Origin of the sequence: Kitasatospora dryopteridis (genome assembly GCF_050749075.1) — a bacterium.
Taxonomy (GTDB): Bacteria; Actinomycetota; Actinomycetes; order Streptomycetales; family Streptomycetaceae; genus Kitasatospora.
Genome location: NZ_CP192749.1, coordinates 5,998,938 through 6,024,296, shown reverse-complemented (window position 1 = coordinate 6,024,296; position 25,359 = coordinate 5,998,938). Strand labels below are relative to the sequence as shown.

The 25,359-nt window shown below is 72.2% G+C and carries 20 protein-coding genes and 1 pseudogene; 12 read left to right on the top strand and 9 right to left on the bottom strand.

Annotation, left to right across the window (positions count from 1 at the left end; genetic code table 11):
• Nucleotides 1-146: 146 nt before the first annotated feature.
• The 3 genes from ACQ614_RS27160 (at nt 147) to ACQ614_RS27150 (ending at nt 3,236) form a co-directional block, all read left to right on the top strand.
• Entirely contained in the window at nt 147-356 is a 210-nt protein-coding gene (locus tag ACQ614_RS27160; protein ID WP_431681356.1) for a hypothetical protein, read from the top strand.
• 219 nt (nt 357-575) lie between these two features.
• The gene (locus ACQ614_RS27155; RefSeq protein WP_431681355.1) at nt 576-2,513 is read left to right on the top strand and encodes a hypothetical protein; all 1,938 of its coding nucleotides are present in this window, start codon (nt 576-578) and stop codon (nt 2,511-2,513) included.
• Between the two features lie 21 nt (nt 2,514-2,534).
• A complete protein-coding gene (locus ACQ614_RS27150; RefSeq protein WP_431681353.1) occupies nt 2,535-3,236 on the top strand; it encodes a hypothetical protein in 702 nt (233 codons plus the stop codon).
• Nucleotides 3,237-3,311: 75 nt separating this feature from the next.
• Here the strand turns inward: ACQ614_RS27150 and ACQ614_RS27145 are convergent, their stop codons facing one another.
• The 3 genes from ACQ614_RS27145 to ACQ614_RS27135 all read right to left on the bottom strand — a co-directional run bounded on the left by ACQ614_RS27145 (nt 3,312) and on the right by ACQ614_RS27135 (nt 9,009).
• On the bottom strand, nt 3,312-4,382 hold the full coding sequence (locus ACQ614_RS27145) for a LacI family DNA-binding transcriptional regulator (protein WP_431681352.1): 1,071 nt from the start codon (nt 4,380-4,382) through the stop codon (nt 3,312-3,314).
• A gap of 97 nt (nt 4,383-4,479) precedes the next feature.
• The gene (locus tag ACQ614_RS27140; RefSeq protein ID WP_431684038.1) at nt 4,480-7,425 is read right to left on the bottom strand and encodes a carbohydrate binding domain-containing protein; all 2,946 of its coding nucleotides are present in this window, start codon (nt 7,423-7,425) and stop codon (nt 4,480-4,482) included.
• Nucleotides 7,426-8,181: 756 nt separating this feature from the next.
• The gene (locus ACQ614_RS27135; protein ID WP_431684037.1) at nt 8,182-9,009 is read right to left on the bottom strand and encodes a LysR family transcriptional regulator substrate-binding protein; all 828 of its coding nucleotides are present in this window, start codon (nt 9,007-9,009) and stop codon (nt 8,182-8,184) included.
• 67 nt (nt 9,010-9,076) lie between these two features.
• On the opposite strand from ACQ614_RS27135, the gene ACQ614_RS27130 reads away from it, so the two are divergent.
• Nucleotides 9,077-9,481, top strand: coding sequence for a DUF5997 family protein (locus ACQ614_RS27130; protein ID WP_431681350.1), 405 nt, complete (start codon nt 9,077-9,079; stop codon nt 9,479-9,481).
• Between the two features lie 145 nt (nt 9,482-9,626).
• Here ACQ614_RS27130 and ACQ614_RS27125 read toward each other — a convergent pair whose 3' ends face one another.
• Entirely contained in the window at nt 9,627-10,541 is a 915-nt protein-coding gene (locus ACQ614_RS27125; RefSeq protein ID WP_431681349.1) for a cysteine/serine endopeptidase inhibitor, read from the bottom strand.
• A gap of 737 nt (nt 10,542-11,278) precedes the next feature.
• Here ACQ614_RS27125 and ACQ614_RS27120 point away from each other — a divergent pair.
• The 4 genes and pseudogenes from ACQ614_RS27120 to ACQ614_RS27105 all read left to right on the top strand — a co-directional run bounded on the left by ACQ614_RS27120 (nt 11,279) and on the right by ACQ614_RS27105 (nt 16,203).
• On the top strand, nt 11,279-12,268 hold the full coding sequence (locus ACQ614_RS27120) for a heparin lyase I family protein (protein ID WP_431681348.1): 990 nt from the start codon (nt 11,279-11,281) through the stop codon (nt 12,266-12,268).
• Between the two features lie 25 nt (nt 12,269-12,293).
• Entirely contained in the window at nt 12,294-13,175 is an 882-nt protein-coding gene (locus ACQ614_RS27115; RefSeq protein ID WP_431681346.1) for a polysaccharide lyase family 7 protein, read from the top strand.
• Between the two features lie 119 nt (nt 13,176-13,294).
• Nucleotides 13,295-14,692 (top strand): annotated as a pseudogene (locus ACQ614_RS27110) (BTAD domain-containing putative transcriptional regulator); the annotation flags it as partial.
• 1,040 nt (nt 14,693-15,732) lie between these two features.
• Nucleotides 15,733-16,203 (top strand): tetratricopeptide repeat protein, encoded by a 471-nt coding sequence (locus ACQ614_RS27105; protein ID WP_431681344.1) that lies wholly within the window; start codon nt 15,733-15,735, stop codon nt 16,201-16,203.
• A 235-nt stretch (nt 16,204-16,438) separates the two neighbouring features.
• Here ACQ614_RS27105 and ACQ614_RS27100 read toward each other — a convergent pair whose 3' ends face one another.
• The 3 genes from ACQ614_RS27100 to ACQ614_RS27090 form a co-directional block, all read right to left on the bottom strand.
• Complete coding sequence (locus tag ACQ614_RS27100) at nt 16,439-17,884, bottom strand: glyceraldehyde-3-phosphate dehydrogenase (protein ID WP_363496697.1); 1,446 nt, start codon at nt 17,882-17,884, stop codon at nt 16,439-16,441.
• Nucleotides 17,885-18,368: 484 nt separating this feature from the next.
• On the bottom strand, nt 18,369-19,352 hold the full coding sequence (locus tag ACQ614_RS27095) for a hypothetical protein (RefSeq protein WP_431681342.1): 984 nt from the start codon (nt 19,350-19,352) through the stop codon (nt 18,369-18,371).
• 151 nt (nt 19,353-19,503) lie between these two features.
• Entirely contained in the window at nt 19,504-19,920 is a 417-nt protein-coding gene (locus ACQ614_RS27090) for a hypothetical protein (RefSeq protein WP_431681341.1), read from the bottom strand.
• Nucleotides 19,921-20,230: 310 nt separating this feature from the next.
• On the opposite strand from ACQ614_RS27090, the gene ACQ614_RS27085 reads away from it, so the two are divergent.
• On the top strand, nt 20,231-20,641 hold the full coding sequence (locus tag ACQ614_RS27085) for a spore-associated protein A (RefSeq protein WP_431681340.1): 411 nt from the start codon (nt 20,231-20,233) through the stop codon (nt 20,639-20,641).
• Here ACQ614_RS27085 and ACQ614_RS27080 read toward each other — a convergent pair.
• Nucleotides 20,614-21,372 carry a C40 family peptidase gene (locus ACQ614_RS27080; RefSeq protein ID WP_431684036.1) on the bottom strand — a complete coding sequence of 253 codons (759 nt, stop codon included), beginning with the start codon at nt 21,370-21,372 and terminating at the stop codon, nt 20,614-20,616. The genes ACQ614_RS27085 and ACQ614_RS27080 overlap by 28 nt on opposite strands.
• Before the next feature lie 398 nt (nt 21,373-21,770).
• On the bottom strand, nt 21,771-22,187 hold the full coding sequence (locus ACQ614_RS27075; protein ID WP_431681339.1) for a hypothetical protein: 417 nt from the start codon (nt 22,185-22,187) through the stop codon (nt 21,771-21,773).
• Between the two features lie 374 nt (nt 22,188-22,561).
• Between ACQ614_RS27075 and ACQ614_RS27070 the strand changes: the two genes are divergently transcribed.
• The 3 genes from ACQ614_RS27070 (at nt 22,562) to ACQ614_RS27060 (ending at nt 25,357) form a co-directional block, all read left to right on the top strand.
• Nucleotides 22,562-23,452 carry a peptidoglycan-binding domain-containing protein gene (locus tag ACQ614_RS27070; protein WP_431681338.1) on the top strand — a complete coding sequence of 297 codons (891 nt, stop codon included), beginning with the start codon at nt 22,562-22,564 and terminating at the stop codon, nt 23,450-23,452.
• A gap of 66 nt (nt 23,453-23,518) precedes the next feature.
• Entirely contained in the window at nt 23,519-24,340 is an 822-nt protein-coding gene (locus ACQ614_RS27065; RefSeq protein WP_431681337.1) for a CHAP domain-containing protein, read from the top strand.
• A 546-nt stretch (nt 24,341-24,886) separates the two neighbouring features.
• Complete coding sequence (locus ACQ614_RS27060) at nt 24,887-25,357, top strand: hypothetical protein (protein ID WP_431681335.1); 471 nt, start codon at nt 24,887-24,889, stop codon at nt 25,355-25,357.
• The last annotated feature ends 2 nt before the right edge of the window (nt 25,358-25,359 follow it).

The window sequence follows — 25,359 nt, the reverse complement described above, 5'->3', positions numbered from 1 at the left end:
TATTCCGGCGAAACCGATCACTGAAGGTGTCCGGTTGCTTGCTCAGCGTCGCCGGGCCGCCGTAGTGTCCAGCTCCGTCGGACAACCGTCCGACGGGTCGGCCGGCCACGGCCGGCCCGACCGAACCGTACGGAGAATGGATCCACATGATCGACATGTCCGCCCTGGAGACCGAGACCGCCGAGCTGCTCCCGAAGCGGGAGGCGCTGAGCCGCTTCACCCTCAACCTGCACAAGACCACGGTCATCAAGCACGCCGCCGTCTACGCGGAGAACGCCTCGGTCGCCTACAACGACCACTCGTGGGACTCCCTGGCGGCGTCGGAGGCGAAGCAGTACATCAGCATCCACCAGTGACGGTAGGCCCGTCGCCGACACCCTGCCGACCCGACCCCACGGCCGGGACGGCATGAGCGGATCAGCGCACGCGGCAGGGCAGCCGCGCGGCGTCCGGCCCCCCGACCGGATTCTCTGACCCGTTCATGGAAAAACCTGCGGAAAGTGTTTCCGGTGGCGCCAGAATCGCCGCCGGAAACACTTTCCGCTCCTCTAACGACTGCCAGCTCGGAAGGTGACGTGACCGAGAGCGGAAAAGGTCTCGGCAGCCCGATCCCCACGGCGGCGGAACACATCGGCACCGTCGGCGACACCCGCCGCCGGGCCGAACCCGACCCGTGGGCGCGACCCGGCGCCGAACCTCCCACCGACCCGCCGCCCGATGCCGGCCCGAGTCCCCGGCCCGGACCGCAGACCGCGGCCGTCCCCCCGCCGGCCCCCGGCGAACCCCCGCAGCCCGCCGCCGGTCTCGTCCTCCAGGGCGAGTACCAGGACTCGGGTTTCACCACCCCGCGGTACCTCGTCCGGCGGGCCGACGGACAGATGGTCCAGCTGACCCGGCTGCTCTACCTGGTGACCGGCGCCATGGACGGCACCCGCTCCCACGCGGAGATCGCCCAGCTGGTCAGCGGCCCCTCCGGTCTCGAGCTCGGGGCGGAACACATCGCCCACCTCGTCGAGCACAAGCTCCGCCCCATGGGCCTGGTCGCCGCGCCGGACGGCTCCGGCGCCAGGACACCCCTCCCGGTCACCGACCTGCTGCTCGCCCTCCGGGCGCACAAGGTCCTGCTGCGGCCCCCGTCGGTGAACACCGTCGCCGCCGCCCTCGGCTGGCTCCACCGGCCGGCCGCCGTGGTGACCGTCCTGCTGCTCACCGCCGCGGCCGACGTCTGGCTGTTCGCCGCGCACGGCGCGATGGCCCCCGTCCTGCACACCGTGCAGCAGCCCGCGCTGCTGCTCGCGGTCCTCGCGCTCACCCTCCTGTCCACCGTGTTCCACGAATTCGGGCACGCCTCCGGCTGCCGGTACGGCGGTGGCCGGCCGGGCTGCATCGGCTGCGGCATCTACCTGGTCTGGCCTGCCATGTACACCGACGTCACCGACGTCTACCGGCTGCGCAGGCCGGCCCGGCTGCGGACGGACCTCGGCGGCGTCTACTTCAACGTGGTGTTCATCGCCGCACTGTTCGCCGCCTACGCCGCGACCGGGCAGGACTTCCTGCTCGCCGCCGTCTACCTGGCCCACTTCGAGATCGTCGAACAGCTGCTGCCGGTACTCCGCTTCGACGGCTACTACATCCTCGCCGACCTGGCCGGCGTCCCCGACCTGTTCGGGAAGGTCGGGCCGATCCTGCGCAGCATGATCCCCGGCCGTCCCACACCGCCCGGGGTGGCCGGGCTGAAACGGTCGTCGAGGATCACCGTCACGGCCTGGGTGGTGACCATGGTCCCACTGCTGGCCGCCCAGATCGGCTACGTGCTGTGGAACCTGCCGCGGCTGGTGCGGACGGGCGTGCGCTCCTTCGGCGACCAGATCTCCGGCGCCGCCTCGGCCGCCGCGGAGGGAGCCCCCGCCTCCGCGGCGCTCGGCGTGATCGGCGCCGTGATGCTGCTGCTGCCGACCGTCGGCCTGCTGTACCTGACGGTCAAGCTGGCCCGCCGGGGCGGGCAGGCGCTGGCCCGGGCGCACCGCAGCAGGCGCGGCCGGGCGGTGCTCCTGCTGGTGGCGGCCGCCTGCACCGGCGCACTGCTGGCCCTCGCCTGGGGACAGCGGGCGACCCCGGCGCCGCTCGCCCCCCGGCCACCGCCGGCGCCCTCCCCCGCCCCCGCGCCGACCGGCCGGACCGAGCTCTCGGTCACCCCGTCCGCAGTGCTCACCGACCCGTCGTCCGCCGCGGCTCCGACCGGTGCGGCCTCCACGACTCCCCCCGCGGAGCGGAGTCCGGGCGCCGCCACCGCACGACCGGGGGCGCGCCGAAGCGCCCGGCCCGGCGCCGCCCCGACCGCCGCACCGCGCACCACGGTCTCCCCGGCCGTCACGCCGTCGGCCACGACGCCTTCGGCCCCCGAGCCCTCCACGACCGGCACCCCTGCCGCCCCGGCGACCCCGACCGCTCCGGCGGCCACCGCATCGACCACCCCTTCCCCGATCGACCCCAGCACCGCAGCCACCCCCTGACACCTCTTCATGGAGCCTCTCGTGAACCGATCGCACCCCAAGTCCTCGTCCCACCGCCTCGCACGGCTGTTCCGTTCGGGACCGCTCGTCCCGGCCGCGGCCGCGGCGGTGCTGCTGGTCGGGCCGGCCGCCGGCACGGCGGACGCCTCACAGGTCCGCTGGGAGCGGACCCACGCGGTCAGCGTGGCCAGCCCGGTGCACACCCGCGACACCGAAGTAGCCTTCGAGATCAGCCAGTTCGGCCGCACGGCAGGTGTCTCGGCGGACAACCGGGCACTGGCCACCGCGCGCTACTGCAGCGCCGAACAGCACTGCCGCTCCGTCGCACTGTCCTTCCAGATCGTCACCACCGGCGGCAGCCAGGTGGAGGTCGACGCGAACAACAGCAGCAAGGCCACCACCACCCACTGCACCGGCTGCGAGGCCGTCGCCGGCGCCTACCAGTTCGTCGTGAACACCCCGCAGCCCTTCCGGCTCGGCCAGGACGCGCTGCGCAAACTCGCGGCGGTGGAGCGGACGGTGCGCCAGGCCGCCCGGACCCAGGACCCGGAGCAGCTGAAGGCCACCGTCGACGGCCAGGTCGCGAAGATCGAGGAGATCCTCGGGGCCGCCGTGTCCGCCCAGGCGTCCGAGCCGGCCGGCCCCTCCGCCAGGAGCTTCGCCCCGAAGTCCGGGGTGACGGTGCACCGCATGCTCGACGGCTGGCCCGGCGCGAACGACTGACGGCCCTGATCATGCGCGGGTACGCCCCAAGGGGCGCGGGGAACTGCGCAATTCGGATGCGGGACACCGCCCGGATCACGGCCGGCCCCTGGTCGCCGGCGGCGCCGCGGTCGAGCCGCGGACGACCAGCCCGGTCGGCAGCATCCGGCGCTGCGGCTCCGCCTCGCCGTGCACCGCGGCGAGCAGCGCCTCGGCGGCCGTCCGGCCCTTGGTCTCCATGTCCTGCCGGACGGTCGTCAGGCCCGGGCGGGTGCGGGCGGCCTCCGGCAGGTCGTCGAAGCCGACGACCGACACCTCGCCGGGCACGTCCACCCCGAGGTCGCGGAGCCCTTCCAGGGCGCCGAAGGCCAGGATGTCGGAGAGCGCGAGGATCGCCGTCGGCCGCACCGCGCGGGCCATCCAGTCCCGGGCGGTGCGGTGGCCGTCGGCACGGCTGATCGGCACCTCGGCCAGTTCGACGTCGGCGAGGGTCAGGCCGGCCTCGGCGAGGCCGTCGGCGACCCCGGCGAGCCGCCGGGCGAGCGGGCCGCGGTAGCCGTGGACGGGGGCCTCCGGCCCCGGGTCGAAGGACAGCACGGCGATCCGCCGGTGGCCGAGGCCGAGCAGGTGCCGGACGGCCTCCCGGGTGCCGTGCCGGTCGTCGACGTCCACGCTCGGCGCGTCCGACTGCGGGTCGCCGTCGACCAGCACCACCGGTATCCGGTGCCGGGCCAGTTCGGCCACCTCGCCGCGGTCGGTCTCCAGCCCGCAGACGACGAAGCCGTCCACCGCCGCGTACGGGATCGCCTTGAGCACCGAGTCCTCCAGCGGCGGGGTGAGCAGCAGGGTGTACCCGCGGCGGTCGCAGACCTCGCCGACGCCGCGCAGGAACTCCGTGTAGTAGGGATTGCGCAGGATCGCGGACAGGCCCTGCGGGAGCAGCACCCCCACCGAGCCGGTCCGGCCCGCCTGGAGCATCCGGGCGAGCGGGCTGGGCCGGTAGCCGAGTTCCTCGGCGACGGCCAGGATGCGCGCCCGGGTGGCCCGCGACAGCTGGTCCGGGCTGTTGAACGCGAACGAGACCGCGGTGCGGGAGACCCCCGCCGCGGCCGCGACGTCGCCCGCCGTCGGCTTGCCCCGCCGCCGGCCCGGCCCGCCGTCCGTCATCGCTCCTGCTCTCCTCTCCTCCGTCCGCCGGCTGCCCCCGCGCGTCGGCGGGCGGAGGTCTCCCTCCGCCCGCCGACGCCCGGTGCTGCCGTGCCCGCTACTTCAGGTACGGGCCGTCGGTGCCGATCTTGCCCGGGGCCGCGTTCCTGCCGCCGAGGTCGAGGACGTAGACCCGCAGGTTGCCCTTGCCCGGCGCGGCGACCGTCAGGGTGCCGTTGGCGACCGTCTTCACGTCACCGGTGACGGCGTCCTTGTAGGTGCCGTTGGGGATGCCGCTGTAGGTGGCGCCGTCGGTGACGGCGACCAGGGCGAAGCTGTCCACGCCGGTGGCGGCGTCGGTGTAGCGGCGTTTGAAGTTCATGCCGCCGCTGACGCCGTCGGTGGAGTACTGGCCCATCTGCAGCGCCGGGATCGCCCGGCGGATCTGGTTGAGCCGCTGGAGCTGCTTCACCAGGGGCTGCTGCAGGGTGGTGGCGACGGTGCCGGAGGCGCTGGAGACCACCGAGAAGTCGCCGGCCGTCACGGTGCCGGCGATCTTGTCGCCGTAGTAGGCGCGGCCGGTGCCGGCGAGCGGGCAGCTCGGACCGCAGTCGATCTGCTTACCGGCCTGGAACTCGATCTCCGAGCCGTAGTACAGCGTCGGGATGCCGCGGAAGGTCCACATCAGCGCCATGTTCTCGGCCCAGGCGTCGGTGCCGCCCGCGTAGCGGGTGCTCGACTTGTTGGGCCCGAAGTCGTGGCTGTCGACGTACACCACGTTGTAGGTGGCGTCGTTGTAGCTGTCGTCGGAGTCCTTGCCGTTGTAGTAGGCGTTGTGGGCGTCCCCGAAGTTCATGTGCATCCGCATGTCGATGACGTTCATGCCGGAGAACTGCGAGTGGTCCGGGGTGTGGTACGCGTTGCCGTTGAGGAAGGCGTTGGTGGACGTGGGCTGGTTGGCGGTGCCCATCGTGTTCTCGTAGTTGTACTGGTCGAGCGCGGCCTGCACGTCGTCCGAGGTGTAATCCTTGCGCTCCTTCCAGGTGAAGAACTGCGCGGAGTGGTTCACCGAGCCGCGGTTCCACTTGTCGTTGACGAACGCGCCGACCTCGCCGAAGACGAAGAAGTTCTGCGCCTTGGCCGCGCCCCAGTCCTGGGTGACCCGCTGCTGGATCGCCGGCAGGAAGCGGCGGTTCCAGGTCACCCGCGGCACGTGCACGGCGGTGTCGACGCGGAAGCCGTCCACGCCCATGTCGATGTACTTGTTGTAGGCGCCGATGAGGTAGTTCTGCACCTCGGGGCTCTCGGTGTTGAAGTCCGCGAGGTCCTCGTGCAGCCAGCAGGACCTCGAGTCCTCGCCCTCCCAGTTGCCGATCCAGCACCGGTGGTAGTACTTCGACGGGAACATCCCCGAAGTGGGCGAGGGCCACTGGCAGTTGTAGATGGTGTAGCCCTCGGCGCTCTTGTACTGGGTGGGCGTGCCCCAGCCGACGCAGGTGGAGCCGGCCGGCTTCTCGGTCGACCAGAGGTCGCCGTTGTACCAGGACTTGCCGGTCTTCGGGTCGATCGTCAGGCCGTCGTACTCGAAGCCGGTCTGCTTCTCGTCGTAGTACCAGGACCACTGGGCGTCCCGGACGCCGTAGACGGTGGGCACGTACAGGCCCTTGGCGCCCCACCGGGAGCTGTGGTTGTAGACCACGTCCTGGTAGATCTTGATGCCCTTGGCGTGCGCGGCGTTGATCAGGTCCTGGTACGAGGCGCCGGCGGACTCCAGCCGCGGGTCGACCTTGTAGAAGTCCCAGCCGTGGTAGCCGTGGTAGTCGTAGTCGGAGCGGTTGAGCACGACCGGGGTGATCCAGATCGCCGAGAAGCCGAGCCCCTTGACGTAGTCGAGCTTCTGGACGAGGCCCTTGAAGTCGCCGCGGAACATCGGGTCGTTGTTGGCCGCGTTGCCGGACTTCACGTCCTGGCTGCCGCCGCGGTTGTTGCCGCTGTCACCGTCGTTGAAGCGGGCGGTGAGGACGAAGTAGATCGGGTCCTTGCGTGGGTCGGTGCCGATCATCTCGCCGTTGGCCGGCTGCGGCGGGGCGGTGCCGGTGGTGGCCACGGCCGCCGCGGAGGCCGCCGAGACGTTCCCGACCGCGTCCTGGGCCTTCACCGTGTAGGTGTAGACGGTGTTCGCGTCGAGACCCGCGTCCGAGTACACGGTGGAGCCGACGTTCACCACGACGGTGCCCCGGGTGCCACCGGTGCGGGTGACCTGGTAGCCCGTCACCCCCTTGTTGTCGGTGGACGGGTCCCAGGTGAGGACGATCGAGGTGTTGGTGGCGGCGGCCGAGACGTTGGCCGGCACGCTCGGCGCGGTGGTGTCCGGCACCTCGGCGGCGCACGGGTCGGCGGCGTTCGCCGTCACCTTGCCGTTCTGGACGGTCACCGTGCCGGACGGGACCACGTAGTTGGCGCCGTTGTTGTTGTCCCAGGTGCCGTTGCCGTTGTTGAAGGTCGCGGCCATCGTCGACGCGGTGCCGAGATGGACCGTCTTCTTGAACCAGCCGGTGCAGGCCGCCTCCATGCCGATGCCGGGCACGGCCGTCCAGGCGGCGCCGGCCGGCGCGTAGTGCAGGTTGACGGTGCTCCAGCCGGTCACGGCGGTGGAGTAGTACACCGTCGAGGTGTTGGCGGAGGTCGGGGACGGGCTCGGCGAGGGGTCGGTGCCGCTGCCGCACGGGTCGCTGTGCGCGACGACGCCGTCCTTGACGGTGATCGAGCCGGTGCCCAGCGCGTAGTTGCGGCCGCCGTTGTTGTCCCAGGTGCCGGAGCCGTTGTTGAAGGTGGCCTGCAGCCCGGTGGCGGAGCCCAGGTCGACGGTCTTCTTCACCCAGTTGGTGCAGGCCGCCTCCATGGCGGTGCCCGGCACGGTCGTCCAGCTGCCGCCGTCCGGGGCCCAGTGCAGGTTGTACGTCGACCAGTTGCGGCTCTTGGTGTAGTAGAAGACGGTCGCCGTGTTGGACGTCTCGGCGGTGCTCGCCGCACTGGCCGAACCGCCCAGTGGCGCCGTCGACAGCAGCGTGGCCGCGAGGCCCGCGGCCGCCGTCAGGGCGACGGCCGTGGGGCGCCGCCGATGGCGTGATCGCGAAGTCAAGGTGAATCCCTCGGGTAGTGCCGCGGGCAGGGGGGAACCCCGGCCTCCACCGCGCCCGGGGACACGGGAGCAGTGTGGGGGCATCGGAGACGCGGGGGTGCCGGAGCGGCAGGGAACAGGTGGGGTGGGTGATGGTGCGGGTGGCCGTGCCCGGAAAACAGGGGCCGACGGCCGCACTCCTGCCTCGCCGCTCCCCGGGCCGGCGGGTGCGCCGGCTCCCCGGACGGGGCAGCTGCGAAAAGGGCGGCCTCTCCACCGGGGCCGCCGCTCCTTGCGCAATTCGCTGCAAGAAGCATCAGAAGGTTACCGACCGGAACCCCCCGCGTAAACCCCCGTCAGGTCCGGAGGGCCCTACCGGGCACGGCAGGTGAAGGATCGTCGACCTACTGAATCGAGCCAGAAGGACTACTGACCCGATTCAGGGCGAAATTGTTTTCAGAAACTTTCAATTCTCATGCCCGAGGGGCTTGACCACCCCTTTGCCCCCGCGGCATCGTCCTCTCGACCGACACCACCCCTGCCGGTTTCCCCGCCCGCCGGACACCCCCACGTCCGGCGGGCACGCGGGCCCCACCACCCGCGCTCCCCCACCGCACCCGCCGTCCTCCCAGGAGCCGCCGCTGCCCTCCCGACAACGAGCTGCCCCCCGACAAATGAGAGGGCCGCACCGGCGCCGCCTCAGGAGCGGCGGCGGGGCTTTCCGCGCTTGGCGCCGGACGCGCCTCCGGAGCCGGTGCGCGAGCGGCCGCCCGCCGCCTTGCCACCACCGGCGGACTTGCCGGCGCTGCCGGCCTGGGCCTTGCGGCCGGCCTGTGCCTTGCCGCCGCTCTGCGTCCTGCCGCCCGCGGCGGGACGCTGCTGCCGGCCGGACGGGGCGTCCTTCGCCCGGTCGGCGGGCTGGGTGCGGCCGCGCGAACTGTTGGCCGTCCGGCCCCGGACGATGCCGATGAACTCCTCCACCAGGTCCGTCGTCCGGTCCTGGGGCCAGGAGAGGGCGATCTGCGACTGCGGGGCGTCGGTGAGCGGCCGGTAGGTGAGGTCCCTGCGGTGGTGCAGGCGGGCGAGCGACTGCGGCACCACCAGGAGCCCGATCCCCGCGGCGACCAGCTCGATCGCGTCCGCCGTGGTGGCGGGGCGCTCGAAGGCGGGCAGGCCCGGCAGGCCCTCCCAGGCCAGGGTGTCGTCCAGCGGGTGCAGCACGATGTCCTCGGCCAGCTCGCCCGTGGTCACCTCGTCGGCCGCGGCCAGCCAGTGGTCCTTGGGGAACACGACCACCGTGGTCTCGGTGTACAGCGGGATCGCGTTCAGCACCGCCTTGTCCACCGGCAGCCGGACGAGACCGGCGTCCGCGCCGCCGTCCTGCAGCACACCCGCGCCCTCGGCCGCGGCGACGGCCACCAGCGCCAGCGGGACGTCGGGCAGCCTCTCCCCCCAGACGCGCACCCACTTGGCCGGGGTCACACCCGGAACGTACGCCAGCCGGAAGGAGGAGGGGGCAGCCTGCATGTCAGTCACGCAGCCCAGGCTACCCACCGTGATCGGGGCGGGCACAAACTCGCTTACCCTTGTCACCATGACATCGCGCAAGCCCAAGACGACCCAGACGATGAAGCCCGCGACGGCGGCCAAGAAGCTGGGCGTCTACCTCGAGGCCACCCCTGCCGAATTCCAGGAGGGCGTGGTCTCCCGTGACGAGCTGAACGCGCTGCAGACCGAACCGCCCGTGTGGCTCCAGGAGCTGCGCCGCAACGGCCCGCACCCGCGCCAGGTCGTCGCGGACCGGCTCGGTGTCTCCGTCTCCGGCCTCGCCCGCGGCGGTGTCACCGAGGCGCTCACCACCGAGCAGATCGACGCCCTCAAGGCCGCCGAGCCCGAGTGGCTGCAGCGCGAGCGTGCCACCCAGGCCGAGGTCCGCCGCGAGACCGTGCGGATCAAGGAGAAGCAGAAGCAGCAGGCCGCCGCCCGCAACGGCCGCTGAGGCCGCGCGCCGCACTGCACGAACACCGCACGGGCCCGCCCGGCACCTGCCGGACGGGCCCCGCGCATGCCGGGGCTCAGCCCTTGAGCCGCGGGACTCCCACCACCCCCGGACGGAGAGGGCGGGAGCCCCGCGGCACGTGCGGTCAGCAGGTGCCGTTGTCGCGCCAGACGGCCCAGGAACCGGGGTCGTTCGGCGCTGCACCGGTGGAGTAGTAGGTGGCGGTGTACTTGTGGCCCGCGTGGGCGACGGTCTCGCCGGGGACGTAGGACCTGGTGGAGCTCCAGGGCGCCGGGCAGGCCGTCCCGCCGCCTCCACCTCCGCCGCCGGTGGTGGCGGTGGTCGCGGTGACGGCGGCGGACTGGGTGCCCGCCTTGCCCGCGGAGTCGACCGCGGCGACCGTGTAGCGGTACCCGGTGGCGGCGGTGAGCCCGGTGTCGGTGTAGGAGGCGCCGGTGGCCGTGCCGACCTTGGTGCCGCCGCGGTAGACGCTGTACGAGGAGGCGCCGGAGACGGCCGTCCAGGCGAGCGAGACGCTGCTCGCGGTGGTGCCGGTGGCCCGCAGGCCGGTGGGGGCGGGCAGGGTGGTCGTACCGCCACCGCCGCCGGAGCCGCCGCCCGAACCGCCGCCGGAGCCGACGAACTTCCAGGTGATTCCGGAGACCACGCCGAGGTTCAGGTCGGCGAGCTTCTGGAACGCGGTCTTGCTGAGGTCGATGTGCTCGGCGCTGCAGGACGGGCACTTGTCCTTGACCGGGACGGTGATCGTCCTGCCGTTGTAGGAGACCTGCACGGAGATGCCCTTGCAGAGGTCGTCGTTGTTCGGGTTGGCCGACGTCCACCAGGACGTGGAGACGGCGACCAGGTCCTCGGCGGCCGCGTTGATCGCCGTGCCGCAGGCTCCGTAGCCGGCGTCGTCGTACCAGGTCATCTTGCCGGTCCTGGACTCGCCGACCGGGATGGAGGCCAGCGCCGATCCGATGCCGAACACCGTGAGCATCAGGGCGCCGACCAGGGCGGCGATCCACCGCCGGCGTATCCGTTTGGGAGCGGAGTGCACGCGTCCTCCTGGAGGGATGGGGATGGTGTCTCGTCGTGCCGGCAGGTCCGCACACAGCCCCGACTGACTGGCCATCATCAATAACGAACCCGGACCGTCCGGTCAACGCCCCTCCGCTGCGGGCGGCTTGGGCGCGCCGGGCCTCCCCGGGGCCCGACCTCCGATGTTTCCGCAGGTCACGACGGTCGGGGTGAGGGTGGGCCGGCGCCGCGGGTCTCACGCGGACGGAGCACCCTTATGCCGCCGTTAAGTTCGCCACAAGGTGGTGGTCTCGACCTCTACCCGGCCCCCGCCCACTCGGGATCACCCGGGTCCGGCCGGGCTGCGGGGCGGCCCCGAATGGAATCCGAATGGAATCCGGGCGGCCCGCGCCCGGCCTCGTACGGCACCCGAACAAGCACGCCGCCCTGCAGCACACCCGGCCGCGGACGTGCGCCGACCTGCCCCTTCACTCGATCCCCCTACCCCGAGGCACAGTTACCGACCGCTTCCGGTGACGCCGGTCGCCTCCCGGGACGGGCGTGGTTGCGCGGCCGGAGCCTTGACGCCGGGATTGGTCTACTCCATGTTGTGGGCCCCGACCCGGCGCGGACGCCCCGCCTCCCCGGCCTCCGCCAGCTCCGCGCCGGTCGCCCCACCTCCCCCACCCCCGGAGGTCCCGTGTACCCCCGAAACCGCCTGCCGGCCACGGCCGGCCTTCGGGCAGGGCCCGGGCCGCCGAACCGAAAGGAGACGCCGTGCGCATCGGGAGGACCAGGACACTGCTGCTCGGCGCGGTCACCGCCGCGGTGGTGCTCGTCGCGACGGCCGTACCCGGCCAGGCCTCGATCACCTTCCAGAACGCCGGCACCCTGGCCGGCTGGGACTCGGTCGGCCGCGAACACCTGGGCACCGTCGACCAGGTGGCCGCACCTGCCCTCGCCGGCAGCGAGGCACTGAAGTTCACCCAGACCTACGACCCGGCCTGGACGGGCCGCTACCACTCCGAGGTCACCAGGAAGGGTGTCGCACAGCGCGGCACGCACCGGTACTACTCGTACGCCTTCCGGCTCTCCGACGACTGGGAGTTCGCCTGGAACAGCGGCAGCGTGATGCAGATGATCACCGTCTTCAAGGGGTGCAGCAACTGGGTGCCGACCTTCATGGACGCGGTGGAGAACGACGACTTCCTGCTGCACCTGCGCACCGGGGACCCGTGCGCGCCCACGACCACCAAGTTCCGGGTCGCCAAGCTGGAACGCGGGAAGTGGTACCGGGTCGTCCACGACATCACCTTCGCCAGCGACGACACCGGCCAGTACCGCGTCTTCCTCAACGGCGCCCAGGTCTTCAGCCGGACCGGCCAGCCCAACATGGTCGCCTCCGACAGCCCGATGGACTGGCGGGTCGGCCTCTACATGGGCAGTTGGGCCAAGGACGCGCGCGGCTTCCAGGGCACCCAGAAGACCAAGACCGCCTACATCGACCAGGCCCGGGTCTCCTCCACCTGGGCGGAGGCCAACGGCTGGTTCGGCGGTCCCACCGCGTCGCCCACCAGCACCCGGCCCACCCCCGCGCCGTCGCCCACCTCCGCTCCGACCGGCGCCTCCGCCTGGACGGCCGGCACCGCCTACCGGGCGGGCGACCAGGTGGCGTACGGCGGACAGCGCTACCGCTGCACCCAGGCCCACACCTCGCAGACCGGCTGGGAGCCGCCGAACGCCCCCGCGCTCTGGCAGCGCAGCTGAGCCGGACCGACACTCAAGGAGTTCCGTGAAGAGAAGGACGTTCATCATCGGCAGCGCCGGCCTCGCCGGCGGAGCCGCCGCCGCCTCCTGGGCGGCCATGCCCGCCACGGCCGCGATCGGGTCGGGCTGGACGGAGGTCAGTGCGGACTACAAGGTCCACCAGCCGACCGGCCTGACCCGGCACACCGTCGACGGCACCGGGCTGCACCACTTCTGGCTCAACGACACCGACCCCGCGCTCTGGCCGGAGAGCTCCTCCGGGCCGCGCAGCGAGATCCGGTTCCTCGACGAGTACACCTCCGGCTCCGCCCAGTTCGAGGCCGACATCAAGATCGGCACCGGCGCCCACCGGGTCTGCGTGATGCAGGTCTTCGGCGGGGCCACCGCCGCCACCGCCTTCATGGCACTCGCCATGAACTCCGACAGCATCAACTACTACGACTCCGCGACCAAGCTCCACTCCCCCGTGTACGAGCGGTGGACCCGCCTCAACGTCGTCCACGACGCCGACGCCGGCAAGGTCCACGTCTACGTCAACGGGCAGCTGAGGAACACCTTCAACGACCGCGGCAACAACACCCACTACTTCAAGTGCGGCATCTACGGCCGTACCGGGATGTCGCAGCGGACGGACGTCCAGATCAAGAACATCCGGCTCTACCGCAAGAACGGCGGAGCCGCCCCCACGACCGCACCCACCACGACCGTCTCACCCACCTCCTCCCCGACCCGGGCCGCCACACCCCCGCCCACCTCGACGGCGGCCGCCGCCTGGACGGCCGGCCGCAGCTACGCCGTGGGCAACCGGGCGGCCTACGGCGGCCTGCTCTACAGCTGCCTCCAGGCGCACACCGCGCAGACCGGCTGGGAGCCGCCCTCGGCCCCGGCGCTCTGGAAGTCGGTCTGACGCTCCGGGCCGGCCCGCCACCGGGCCGGCCCGGCCGGACGGGCATTTCCTCCTGCCGCTCCGAGGATCTAGGCTGCTCGCGCCGGGGGGCAGGATGCGAAGGGGTGGTTCACCCAACCATGCTGTTGACATATCAACTTCTCGGTCCCGTCCGGGTCTTCGACGGAGCCGTCGAGCTGGACGCCGGGCCGGCCAAGCAGCGCGCGGTCCTCGCCGTCCTGCTCACCGCCGACGGACGGTTCCTCTCCCGCCGCGAGATCGTCCGCGGCGTGTGGGGCGACCGGCCGCCAGCCACCGCTCCCCAGCTCGTCGCCACCTACGTGGCCCGGCTCCGCAAGACCCTGGAACCGGACCGCAGCCACCGGGCGGGCTCCACCGTGCTGCTCTCCCGCGGCGACTCCTACGCGCTGCCGGTGGACCCCGAACGCCTCGACGCGGCCGTCTTCGAGCAGGCCCGGCAGGCCGCCCACCGCCACCACCGCGCCGGCGAAACCGGCCTCTGCGCAGCCGAGTTGGACCGCGCCCTGGCCCTCTGGCACGGCCGGGCCCTGGAAGGCGTCCCCGGCCCGCACGCCGAACTGCACCGCCGGCGGCTGGAGGACCTGCAACTGTCCACCTGGGAGGACCGGTTCGCCCTGCTGCTGGAACAGGGCCGGCACCACGAGACCGTCCCCGAGCTCTCCGCCCTGGCCGCCGCCCACCCGTGCCGGGAACGCGTCCGCGCCCTGCTCATGCTCGCCCTCTACCGCGCCGACCGGCAGGCCGAGGCACTCGCCGTCTTCCAGGACACCTGGCGGACCCTGGTCGAACAGGCCGGCATCGAACCCGGCACCGAGCTGCGGGACCTCCAGCGGCGCATCCTCGACGGCGACCCCGCACTGCGACCCGCGCCGGCCGAGCCCCCGGCCGCAGCACGCCCCGCCCTGTGCCAGATCCCGCCCGACACCGCCGACTTCGTCGGCCGGCGCAGCGAGCTCGCCGCCCTCGGCAGGCTCGCCTCGCCCCGCCCGGCGGACCGCACCGCGCCTGGCACCCCCACCGCCCCCAGAGTCGCCGTGATCACCGGCCCCGGCGGGATCGGCAAGACGGCGCTCGCCGTCCACGCCGCCCACCGCCTGGGCCACCACTATCCCGACGGCCGGCTGCACGTCCGCCTCGACGGCAGCACCGACCGCCCCGCAGACAGCGCCGACGTCCTCGCCTGTCTGCTGGAGGACCTCGGCGTCCCGTACGACCGGATACCCGCCGACACCGGGCGCCGCATCTCCCTCTACCGCAGCGCCACGGCCGGCCGCCGCCTGCTGCTCCTGCTCGACGACGCCGGGCACACCGCCCAGATCGAGCCGCTGCTGCCCGCCTCCGCCGCCTGCCTCGTCCTGGTGACCGGCCGCAGCCGGCTCACCGACGCCCCCGCCCGCACCGTGCTGCGGCTCGGCGCCCTCGACACCGCGGATGCCCGCGGGCTGCTGCGCAAACAGGTCGGCGCCGACCGGGTCGACGGCGAGGCGGAGAGCGTCGAGGAGGTGCTGGACGTCTGCGCCGGCTACCCGCTCGCCCTGCGGGTGGTGGCGGCCCGGGTCGCCGGGCGCCCGGTCGGGGCCTTCGGCCTGATGGCCCGCCGGCTGCGCGACGAGGAACGAAGACTCGGCGAGCTGACCGCCGGCGGCCTGGCCGTCTCGGCCACCCTCAGGGTCAGCTACGACAGCCTGCCCGACGGCGAGGCCGCCTCCGCCTTCCGGCTGCTCAGCGAACTGGAGGTGCCCGACCTCAGCGGCGCCACCGCCGCGGCGGCCCTCGGTGTCCCGGACGACCAGGCCGAGGAGCAGCTGGAGGCCCTCACCGACGCCCACCTCCTCGAGGCCTTCGCGCCCGACCACGCCACCCGCTACCGCTACCGCTTCCACGACCTGCTGCGGGTCTTCGGCCGGAGCCTCAACAGCCCTGCCGAACGCCGGACGGCGCTCACCGCCGTGCTCGGCCGCCTCACCCGGGCCCACCTGGCCGCCGTCCATGCGGCCGACCTGCTGCTGCGCCCTGGCCACAGCGCCGGCAGCGCCTACCGCGGCCCGGAAACGCCGTACGCCGAGCACGCCTTCGCCGACGCCCACGAGGCACTGCGCTGGCTGGAGGCGGAACGCGGCGCCGTCGTCGGCGCCGCCCTGCAGGCCGCCGCCACCGGCACCGTCGAACCCGGCGTCCTGGCCGAACTGACCACCCGCCTGCGGGCGTTCCTCCAGCGGCGCGGCCACTGGCAGGACTGGGAGCGGCTCGCCCGGGCCAGCGTGCAGCTCGCCCAGGACGGGCCCGAGCCCGACCCCGCCGCCGAGGCCGTCGGGCGGCTCGAACTCGGCACCCTGGCCGCCGCCCGCCACCAGTACGACACCGCGGTGGACGAACTCCTGGCCTCCATCCGGCTGTTCGCCCGCTCCGGGGACACTGCACGGCAGGCCCGGGCCTACAACAACCTGGGCCTGGCCTACCTGGAACTCGGCCGGCACGGGCCACCACCGCCTGCCTGGCCCGCTCGCTCGCCATCCACCGGGCGGGCGACCAGCCGGTGGACGCCGCCATCGCCCTCGACAACCTGGCGCTGCTGCACCTCCGCCGCGGCGTGCTCGACCGCGCCGAGGAGTGCTGCCACCGCAGCATCGGCACCCACGAGGCGAACGGCACACCGGAGTTGGCCTCGGCCGCGCTCAACATCCTCGGCCTGGTCCGCGGCCGGCAGCAGCGGCACGCCGAGGCCGTCGACTGCCAGCGCCGCAGCCTGGACCTCGCCCGCTCGCAGGGCAACCTCTACCGGGAGGCCTTCGCCCTGCTCGACCTGGCCGCCGAACACCGCACGGCCGGGGAGCACCGGGAGGCCGTCGAGTGCGCCGAGCAGGGCCTCGTGCTGCGGCAACGCCTGGGCGACCCCCATGGCACCGCCACCGCCTTCACCGAGCTCGCCGCCGCCCTGGACGCCGCCGGCCACCCCGACCGCGCCGAGGCCTGCCGCGCCGAGGCCGCCGCCCACCGGGCGGGCTGACCCCGGCCACCCGTCTGCGGCACTCTCACCGGCCTCCCGCTGCGCACAGCAGCGCCGCCCACAGGTCCAGGCGGGTCGGGCTGCGCTCGGTCAGCCGCCGCTGCGGCACACGTCCGCGGCCTTCATCACGGACCCTACCCAGGACCGCCGACGGCTGCGGGCCAACGCCGGAAGGGCCGGAGGCTGCTGCCTCCGGCCCTTCCGTCCGTACGCGGTGCGCCGGGACCCTGCGGGATCAGACCGCCGGGGCCGGGTAGGTCGGGTACTCCACGCCGGAGACGTGCTGGACGACCCGGATCACCTGGCACGAGTAGCCGAACTCGTTGTCGTACCAGAGGTACAGGATCGCGTTGTCGCCCTCGACCTTGGTGGCGCCGGCGTCGACGATCGACGCGTGGCGCGAGCCGATGAAGTCGTTCGAGACCGCGTCGGGGGCGGTGGTGAAGTCGATCTGGCGCTTCAGCGGCGAGGTCAGCGACACCTCGCGGAGGTACTCGAGGACGTCCTCGCGGGTGGTCTCGCGGGCGAGCTGCAGGTTGAGGATCGCGATCGAGACGTCCGGCACCGGGACGCGGATCGAGCTGCCGGTGATCTTCGCCTTGAGGTCCGGCAGCGCCTTGGCGACGGCGGAGGCGGCACCGGTCTCGGTGATGACCATGTTCAGCGGCGCGGAGCGGCCGCGACGGTCGGCCTTGTGGTAGTTGTCCAGCAGGTTCTGGTCGTTGGTGAACGAGTGGACGGTCTCCACGTGGCCGCGGAGCACGCCGTACTTGTCCTCCATCGCCTTCAGCGGCGGGACGATCGCGTTGGTGGTGCAGGAGGCGCAGGAGAGGATCTGCTCCTCCGGCTTGATCGTGTCGTGGTTGACGCCGTGCACGATGTTCGGGACGTCGCCCTTGCCCGGCGCGGTGAGCACGACCTTGTCGATGCCGGGGCGCAGGTGCTTCGACAGACCCTCGCGGTCGCGCCACTTGCCGGTGTTGTCGATCAGGATGGCGTCATTGATGCCGTACGCCGTGTAGTCGATCTCGGACGGGTCGTTGGCGTAGATCACCTTGATCTCGTTGCCGTTGGCGACGATGGTGCTGTTCGCCTCGTCAACGGTGATGGTGCCCTGGAACTGGCCGTGGATGGAGTCGCGGCGCAGCAGCGAGGCGCGCTTCACGATGTCCTGGTCGCCGCCCTGGCGCACGACGATGGCGCGCAGCCGCAGGCCGTTGCCGGAGCCGGCCTTCTCGATCAGCAGGCGGGCGACGAGGCGGCCGATGCGGCCGAAGCCGTAGAGGACGACGTCGCGCGACCCGGAGCGCTCGATCTTGTTGGCACCGGTGGCACCGACGACCGCCTCGGCGGTGAACTCCTCCACCGACAGGCCGCGGCTGTCCGCCTTGTAGGTGGCGGCGAGCATGCCGATGTCGATCTGGGAGGGGCCCAGGTCGAGGGCGGTGAGGGCCTGCAGGAACGGCAGGGTCTCGGTGACCGAGAGCTCCTCGCCGGCGATCTGGCGGGCAAACCGGTGGGTCTTGAGGATGCTGACCACGGACTTGTTCACCAGGGAGCGGCTGTGAACCAGGACGGTGACGTCCCTCTCCCGGTGCAGTCGGCCGATGATCGGAATCATCGACTCCGCGATCTCCTCGCGGTTCATCCAGTCCGTGAACACGTCGTCGTTGACAGTCACAAGTCCATCTTTCGAGCTAGGAGGGTGCCCCCATGCTAGCTTTCGCCAGATTTGATCACGCGGCCGGTCCCGCTCCCCCGCCCTCCGGCCCGCCCCTCCCCGGCCGGTCGCACACCGTGCGCCGCCGCCCGCCGTCGGGGCGGAACCCGGTCCGGCAGGGGTCCGTCCGAGCCACCCCCGCCAGACACTCTTTGAACAGATGGCCCATTCCAGCGCCCACATATGTTCAAGTAATGACCATAGCCGCCGGACGCCGCCGCCGGGCTTGCGGAACCGAACACTCCATGTGTTCACTTCACGGACGGACACCCTCGAAGCGCGGGACGACCACCGCCCGATCGCGGACGCTGCGCCGGGTCCGTACCGGCCCTGGCGATGCCCTCGGATGCCGGAGGCCGCCCGGGCCCGCGCGGCCGGACGGCGGGCCGCCGCCGTGGCAAACCTCACAGGCCCGTCCGGCCGCCGACCCGGCCCGCGCGGGATCTCAGCCGGCCGTCACCTTGGTCGCCGCCCGCACCTGGGTCTCCACGGCGGCCTTGGCCCTGGCCATGGCGGCGGCGTTGGCGGCGATCGCCTGCTGCTGGTAGCCGGTGTCGACGGCGTACCAGACGCCGACCACGTTGTGGGTGTGGCGGCAGGCCGCGTCCGCCGTGGCCACCTTCACCTCCGCGGGCGTCGGCAGCGGGGTCTTCCGCCACTGCGGGTCGCCCAGCGCCGCGAGCGGGTCCGGGTAGCCGAAGCCGGCGTCCTTCATGCACTGCGACCACTTGCCGAACACCGCCTGCGTCCGCGGGTCGTTCCGCGACTGCTCCAGCGTCGTGAACTTGACGTCGTCGGCGAACTGCGGGTTGCCGATCTCGCCGTCCGCCGCCCCGGTCAGCTCCTTGACCGCTTCGCCGATGCAGCCGCGCTCCGGCACCTTCCGTCCGTTGACGGTCTGCCCGCCGGCGCCGGCCCGCGCCGCAGGGTCCGCGGTGCCCCGCAGCACGAGCTCCGTCTCGGGCGAGAACGACGGACCGCTCGGCCTGGCGGAGGCCCCGGCAGGGACGCCGCCCTCCGGGTGGTAGCCCCAGACCGCCATCAGCGCGGCGCTCTGGTGGCCGTAGCGGGCGTCCACCCTGGTGGTGGGGGCGTCGCTGTCCCGGTGGCTCCTGCTCCCGGTCGGCGGGGCGTAGGTGAGGCCGAAGCCGGCCATGCAGTCGACGATCAGCTTCTGCTGGGCCTTCTCGACGGTGGCCAGCTGTGCCGGGGCGAGCAGATAGGGGTCGAGCGGCATCGGCTTCGCATTGGCCGAGTCCAGCTGCGGCGTCTCGGCGACGACGGGCGGCGCCGATGCGGTCTGCACGCTCGCCCTGGGGCTCGGCGGAGCGGCGTCGCCGGGGTTCGGACCGGTGGTGCTCGCGCAGCCCGCCAGGACCAGCGGCAGCAGGGTGAGGATCACGGCGGAGCGGGACGAACGGCTGGACACAGTCGGAGTCTCTTTCGGAACGGCGCGGCCGGCCGGCCGTATGGACGGGTTGCCCCGGCGGAGGTCGTCACGGGGCGGGTTGTCGTGGGACGGTCCCCGGCCGAGCGGGCGGCCGGGGACCGATGGGTGTGTCGGTGCAGCAGGCGTCAGGTCACGGACCGACGAACTCGCCCGAGGCGTTGTTGTTCTTCAGCTGGGAGTTGAGGTCCCGGCGGCTGTTCATCGGGATCGCCTGGCAGGCGACGCTGCAGTCCCAGCCGCTGTTGTAGAAGACGTTGAACGTGCCGTACCAGTGGTTGTCCACCGCGGCCGCGTTGTTCTTCACCGCGACGCCGGCGCCGGAGCTGCCGTTCTTGCCGGCCTTGAACGTCAGGCCCGCGTAGTTCTCGATGCTGGTGTTCTCGACGTACACCGCGCCGTAGCCGTGGGCGCTGGAGTTGTAGTACAGACAGACCTGGCCGCCCTGGCAGTCGGCCGTGAAGGCGGACGCCTCACCGGCGGTCGCAAGGCCCGCAGTCGCCACGGCGCCGGCCACGACGACCGCCGAGATGAGCTTCCTGATAACCACGTTGATCCTTCCGTTCAGGGCACACCGGTACGTCCGGCGCCCTCCGCGGGGGACCACCAGGTCCCGGCGCGCGGTGGTGTCGGCCCTGCGGTGATCGCGGGGGCCGATGGCGCATTCATGCTGGCGAAGGGCGGTATCGCGGCCGTATCGCTCCGATGGCGCGGGTTCCGGGCGCGGTCGCGCCGGCTGCAACCGGCGCGATACGGGCGCGCTATCAAGATCGCTTAGCGTCCCGGACGGAGCGCGCCCGGACACGAGCACCGACGGCTCCGCCCTTCCGTGCAACGCCCGTTCAGAGGAGACCCGTCCGTTGCGAAAGCTCATAGGCCGCACCGCCAAGGCCGCCGTTCTGTCCCTGGCCGCCGCGGCCGGCGTGGTGCTCGCACCCGCGACAGCGGAGGCAGCCGACTACAACAGTGCCTGCGGCAGCGGCTACCGCGAGATCGACCACCTCACTCTCAGCGGCTACGGCACCGTGTTCCTGACCTACAACGGCTCGACCGGCAAGAACTGCGTCGTCACCGTCCGGGACAACCCGGGCGAGCGCCTCTACATGAACGCCCTCGTCCGGCTGGCCGGTTCGCAGCAGTGGATCGGCGACTACGGCGACTTCACCTCCTATGCGGGCCCGGTCTACGTCTCCGCGGCGGGCCGCTGCATCGACTGGGGCGGCGAGATCGAGACCGTCTACCTCTACCGCCAGAACGTCCACTGCGGCTGACCGTCACGGGAGCCCGCACCCGTCGACGATCCCCGGTGCCCCTGCGAGCCCGGCCGGCCCCGCCCGGTCGGGCTCGCCGCGCTTCCGGCCGGTGGGCCTGCCACGGTGGGCCCGCACCGGCTCCCGACGCAGAAAGCCCCCGTACGGGGGCAGACCGCCGCCGGGCACGAGGCGGCTCGTACCCGGCGGCGACGGGAAGGCTGCCGGCCGGGGAGGTCGCCCCCGGCCGCCGTGGACGGATCAGCCGGAGATACGGATGGCGTAACTGTGGCTGCCGTACACGTTGGTGATGTGGACGCTGCTGGTACCGCGCGGCGGGCGGCCTCGATGATCCGGCCGTTGCCGATGTACAGCGCGACGTGGTCGGTGTTGCCCGGGCTGCCCCAGAAGATCAGGTCGCCGGCCTTGACCGAGCTGTACGGGACCTGGATGGCCTGGACGGACTGCACGTCGGTGTTCTGGCCGATCTCCTTGCCCGCGGCGGCCCAGAAGATGTAGTCGGTGAACCCGGAGCAGTCGAACCCGAAGCGGTTGTAGTCGTTGTAGCCGCTCGGCGAGAGCGAGGCCGTGCCGCAGCTCGGGCCGCCCCGGCCGCCGCCGCCCCAGGCGTAGCCGAGGCCCCTGGTGGTCTGCGCCTGGCGAGGGCGATGATGCGGTCGATCTTCTCGGCGCTGGTCCCCGTGGTGCTCCCCGCCGGGCCGCCGATCCGGCCGTGGCCGACCCTGTCGCAGTCGCCGTTGCCGGTGGTCGGGCCGGTGGGGCCGTCCGGCGAGCCGCCGGACGGCTGCTCGAAGTCACAGCGCGGCATGTTCGACAGGAAGCCGTCGGACCCGGTCTGGGCGTAGAAGTCCGGCACCCGGACGCCGTCGGTGGTCTTGTCCCAGATCGCCGAGCCGTACGCCTCCTCGCCGCGCGCCTGGCACGCGACGGGCACGGTCTGACCCTGGCGGTACATGTCCACCTTGACGGTGTTGGCGTTCAGCGACGGCCCGTCACGGCCGTTGAGGTCCGTCTTCGCCGTGAAGTTGGTGACGGCGGAGGTCGTCACGGGGCGGGTTGTCGTGGGACGGTCCCCGGCCGAGCGGGCGGCCGGGGACCGGTGGGGTGTGCCGGTGCAGCAGGCGTCAGGTCACGGACCGACGAACTCGCCCGACGCGTTGTTGTTCTTCAGCTGGGAGTTGAGGTCCCGGCGGCTGTTCATCGGGATCGCCTGGCAGGCGACGCTGCAGTCCCAGCCGCTGTTGTAGAAGACGTTGAACGTGCCGTACCAGTGGTTGTCCACCGCGGCCGCGTTGTTCTTCACCGCGACGCCGGCGCCGGAGCTGCCGTTCTTGCCGGCCTTGAACGTCAGGCCCGCGTAGTTCTCGATGCTGGTGTTCTCGACGTACACGGCGCCGTAGCCGTGGGCGCTGGAGTTGTAGTACAGACAGACCTGGCCGCCCTGGCAGTCGGCCGTGAAGGCGGCGGCGCTCCCGGCGGACGCAAGTCCGGCCGTCACGACGGTGCCGGCCACGAGTGCGGCCGAGATGAACTTCCTGATCGCCATGGTGATCCTTCCGTACGGGGCGCCGGGGTGTCGGTGCCCTGCGCGGGCGACCGTCCGGTCCCCGCCGCGTGATGCCGGCCGCCGCGGTGATCGCGGCGGCCGGTGGCGGATTCATGCTGGCGAAGGGCGGTATCGCGGCCGTATCCGCCCGATGGCGCGGCCCGCCCGAGCCCCGACTCCCTTGCGCAGGGCCGTCGTTGCGGCCCGGTCGTCCTGCCCGGGCGAGCCCGGGCGCGATACGGGCGCGCTATCGACACCTCCTAGCGTCTCGAACGGATCACGGGTCCCGACGCGGGCCCCGCGACGCAACCCCCTTGCCCGACAACGGGACGGGGTCAGAGCCGATCCTCCACCGAACCGGAAGGAACCACCGCATGGCATCCGCCATCAAGACCCGGAACACCGCAACCCGACTGCTCGCGGCCGTCGCCGTCCTGAGCGGCCTGGTGCTGAGCGTTGCACAGGCCCACGCGGCAACCCCAACAACCCCTGCCGGGGCACCGGAGGCCACCGCTGCCGCGCTGCCCGTGGTGGACATGGAAGCCACTGTCAAGGCTGCCCAGATCGACCCCCGACGCGCCGACAGCACGCTGACCCCCGGGGCCAAGGACTCGGTCCTGGCCGTCGAACGGGCTCTGCAGGCCCGTGGTCTCCTCGACGCCCGCTGGGTGGACGGGTACTTCGGCACCACCACCATCACCGCCTACTCCTCCTTCCAGCGCTCCCTCGGCTACACCGGCCTGGACGCCAACGGACTGCCCGGCGCCACCTCCCTCGCCACACTCGGGCAGGGCCGATTCACCGTCAGCCACAAGATCGGGCCCGGCGCGAAGCTGCAGCGCGACGGATACACCGTCAACACCCGCACCCAGAACATGCTCACCGAAGCCGAGCGCCTCCTGGGCTTCAAGCTCACCCTGTCCCAGGGCTCCTACAACCCCGGCGGCGACCCCACGTCCGCCGGCACCCACGACGGCGGCGGCGTCGTGGACATCAAGGTCGACGGCATGTCCAGCAGCACCCGCACCGCCGTCGCCAAGGCACTGCGCCAGGTCGGGTTCGCCGCCTGGGTCCGTAACCCCAACCAGGGCGACTGGCCGTGGCACATCCACGCCGCAGCGATCAGCGACACCGATCTGTCCACCCAGGCCCAGCACCAGACCGGTGACTACTACCTCGGCCTCAACGGCCTGGCCAACCAGGCCGCCGACGACGGCCCCCGCATCCCCATCCAGACCTGGGAGGAGTACCAGCGCAGCCACTGACCGCGCCGGCACCACTCGAGCACGACCGAAGAACCCGTCGATGACACGTCACGAAAAGAGCAAGCCTTGAAGAACATACGCACCATGGTCACCGTCGCCGGCACCGCACTGGCCGTGGCCGCCCCCCTCATCGCCACCACCCCCGCCTTCGCCGCCGGCCGCGACGGAGTCTGCGACTCCGGAGAGTTCTGCCTCTACTACAACAGCGACCAGGCCGGCTCGGTCTCCGACTTCACCGGCTCCATCAGCGACTACGGCGCCACCCAGCCGTCCTGCTACGAATTCAAGGGCGCCGGCAACGGCCAGGGCGTCTGCGTCAAGAACAACGCCGCCTCGGTGTGGAACCGCACCGGGAAGACCGTCCGCGTCTACTTCAACAGCGGCTACGCCGGCGCCAGCCAGGACTTCGCCCCCGGCGCCAAGGGCAACCTCAACTCCACGCTGAAGAACAACGAGGCCTCCCACCAGTTCCTCGGCAGCACCGGCGGCGGCAGCAACGAGAGCCCCACCAACGACTTCGACCACGGCACCCGCGGCTTCGCCGCCAACAACTGCACCGCCTTCGCGGCGTTCCGCATCGCCGACCGTCTCGGCGTCCCGAACTTCAGCAACTCCTACGGCGGCACCACCTGGGGCAACGCCAACACCTGGGACGACGCCGCCCGCCGCGTCGGCGTCACCGTCAACACCACCCCCAGCGTCGGTGCCATCGCCGTCAACGACACCCACGGGGACTATGGCCACGTCGCCTACGTCAACGCGGTCCACGCCGACGGCTCCTTCGACGTGGAGGAGTACAACTGGAACAACCGCCTCGCCTACGGCACCCGCAAGAACCTCCGCGTCAGCAGCGCGGAGAACTCCTTCCAGCACATGCTCCACTTCTGAGCAACCACCAGCAGGACACCGGCACACCCGCGCCAAGGACGACCTCGCAGCCGGGGTGATCTTGCGGGCGTGCAGGTAGCGGCGGTGTGACGATGCGGGCCGGAGCCGCAGCGATACGCATCGAAAGCCCCGTCGGGCAGGTGACCTTTCCAAGTCGCCTTCGCCCGACGGGGCTTCGACGTGCCGCCGGGCTGCCGACGCCCGCACCGTCGAGGTCGGCGGTGGCCGGGAAGGACGAGGAGTCCAGCGAGGTGCCGCCGCAGCGGGGCACGCCCGGCGCGAAGCCGTCCGAGCCGGTCCGGACATAGAAGTCCGGCACCCAGACGCCGTCGGTGGTCCTGCCCCAGATCGCCGAGCCGTACGCCTCCCCGCCGCGCGCCTGGCACGCGACGGGGCACGGTCCGGCCCTGGCGGTACATGTCCACTGGGCCCGGCCGGCCGGTGCGGTGCTCGACCGCCGCCACCGGAGCCGCTACAGGCGCGCTACCCCGCGGCGATAGAAGGTGCGTGTTCGGACCACACCCCACAGACCCCGGAGGCACCACCATGCGCAGGACTCTCTCGGCACTGGCCGCCGCAGGCCTCGTACTCCTCGGCGGCATCACCCTCGCCCCGGAGGCGAACGCCGCGACGACGTACGGCTGCAGCGGCACCCTGGTCGACACCTACGACCTCAAGACCAACGGCGGCACCGGCACCAAGTACGGCGAGATGTACCTCTACTACAGCAGCGCCGACGGCGGCACCAACTGTGCCGCCGCCGTCGACACGCACTTCGCGTCGGGCGTGACCAAGTACCAGGCCGTCTACATCTACCGGTGCGTGGCCGGCACCAAGCCCGGCGACTTCTGCGACTACGACCGGTCGGACAAGAACACCGGCAACTTCACCTGGTACGCGGGCCCGGCGAAGATCACCGGCACGGCGAACCGGTGCATCATGCTCTACGGCCGGGTCGACGACCCGAGCAACCGCGCGGTCGCCGACAAGAGCACCCTGGCCACCCACTGCGGCTGACG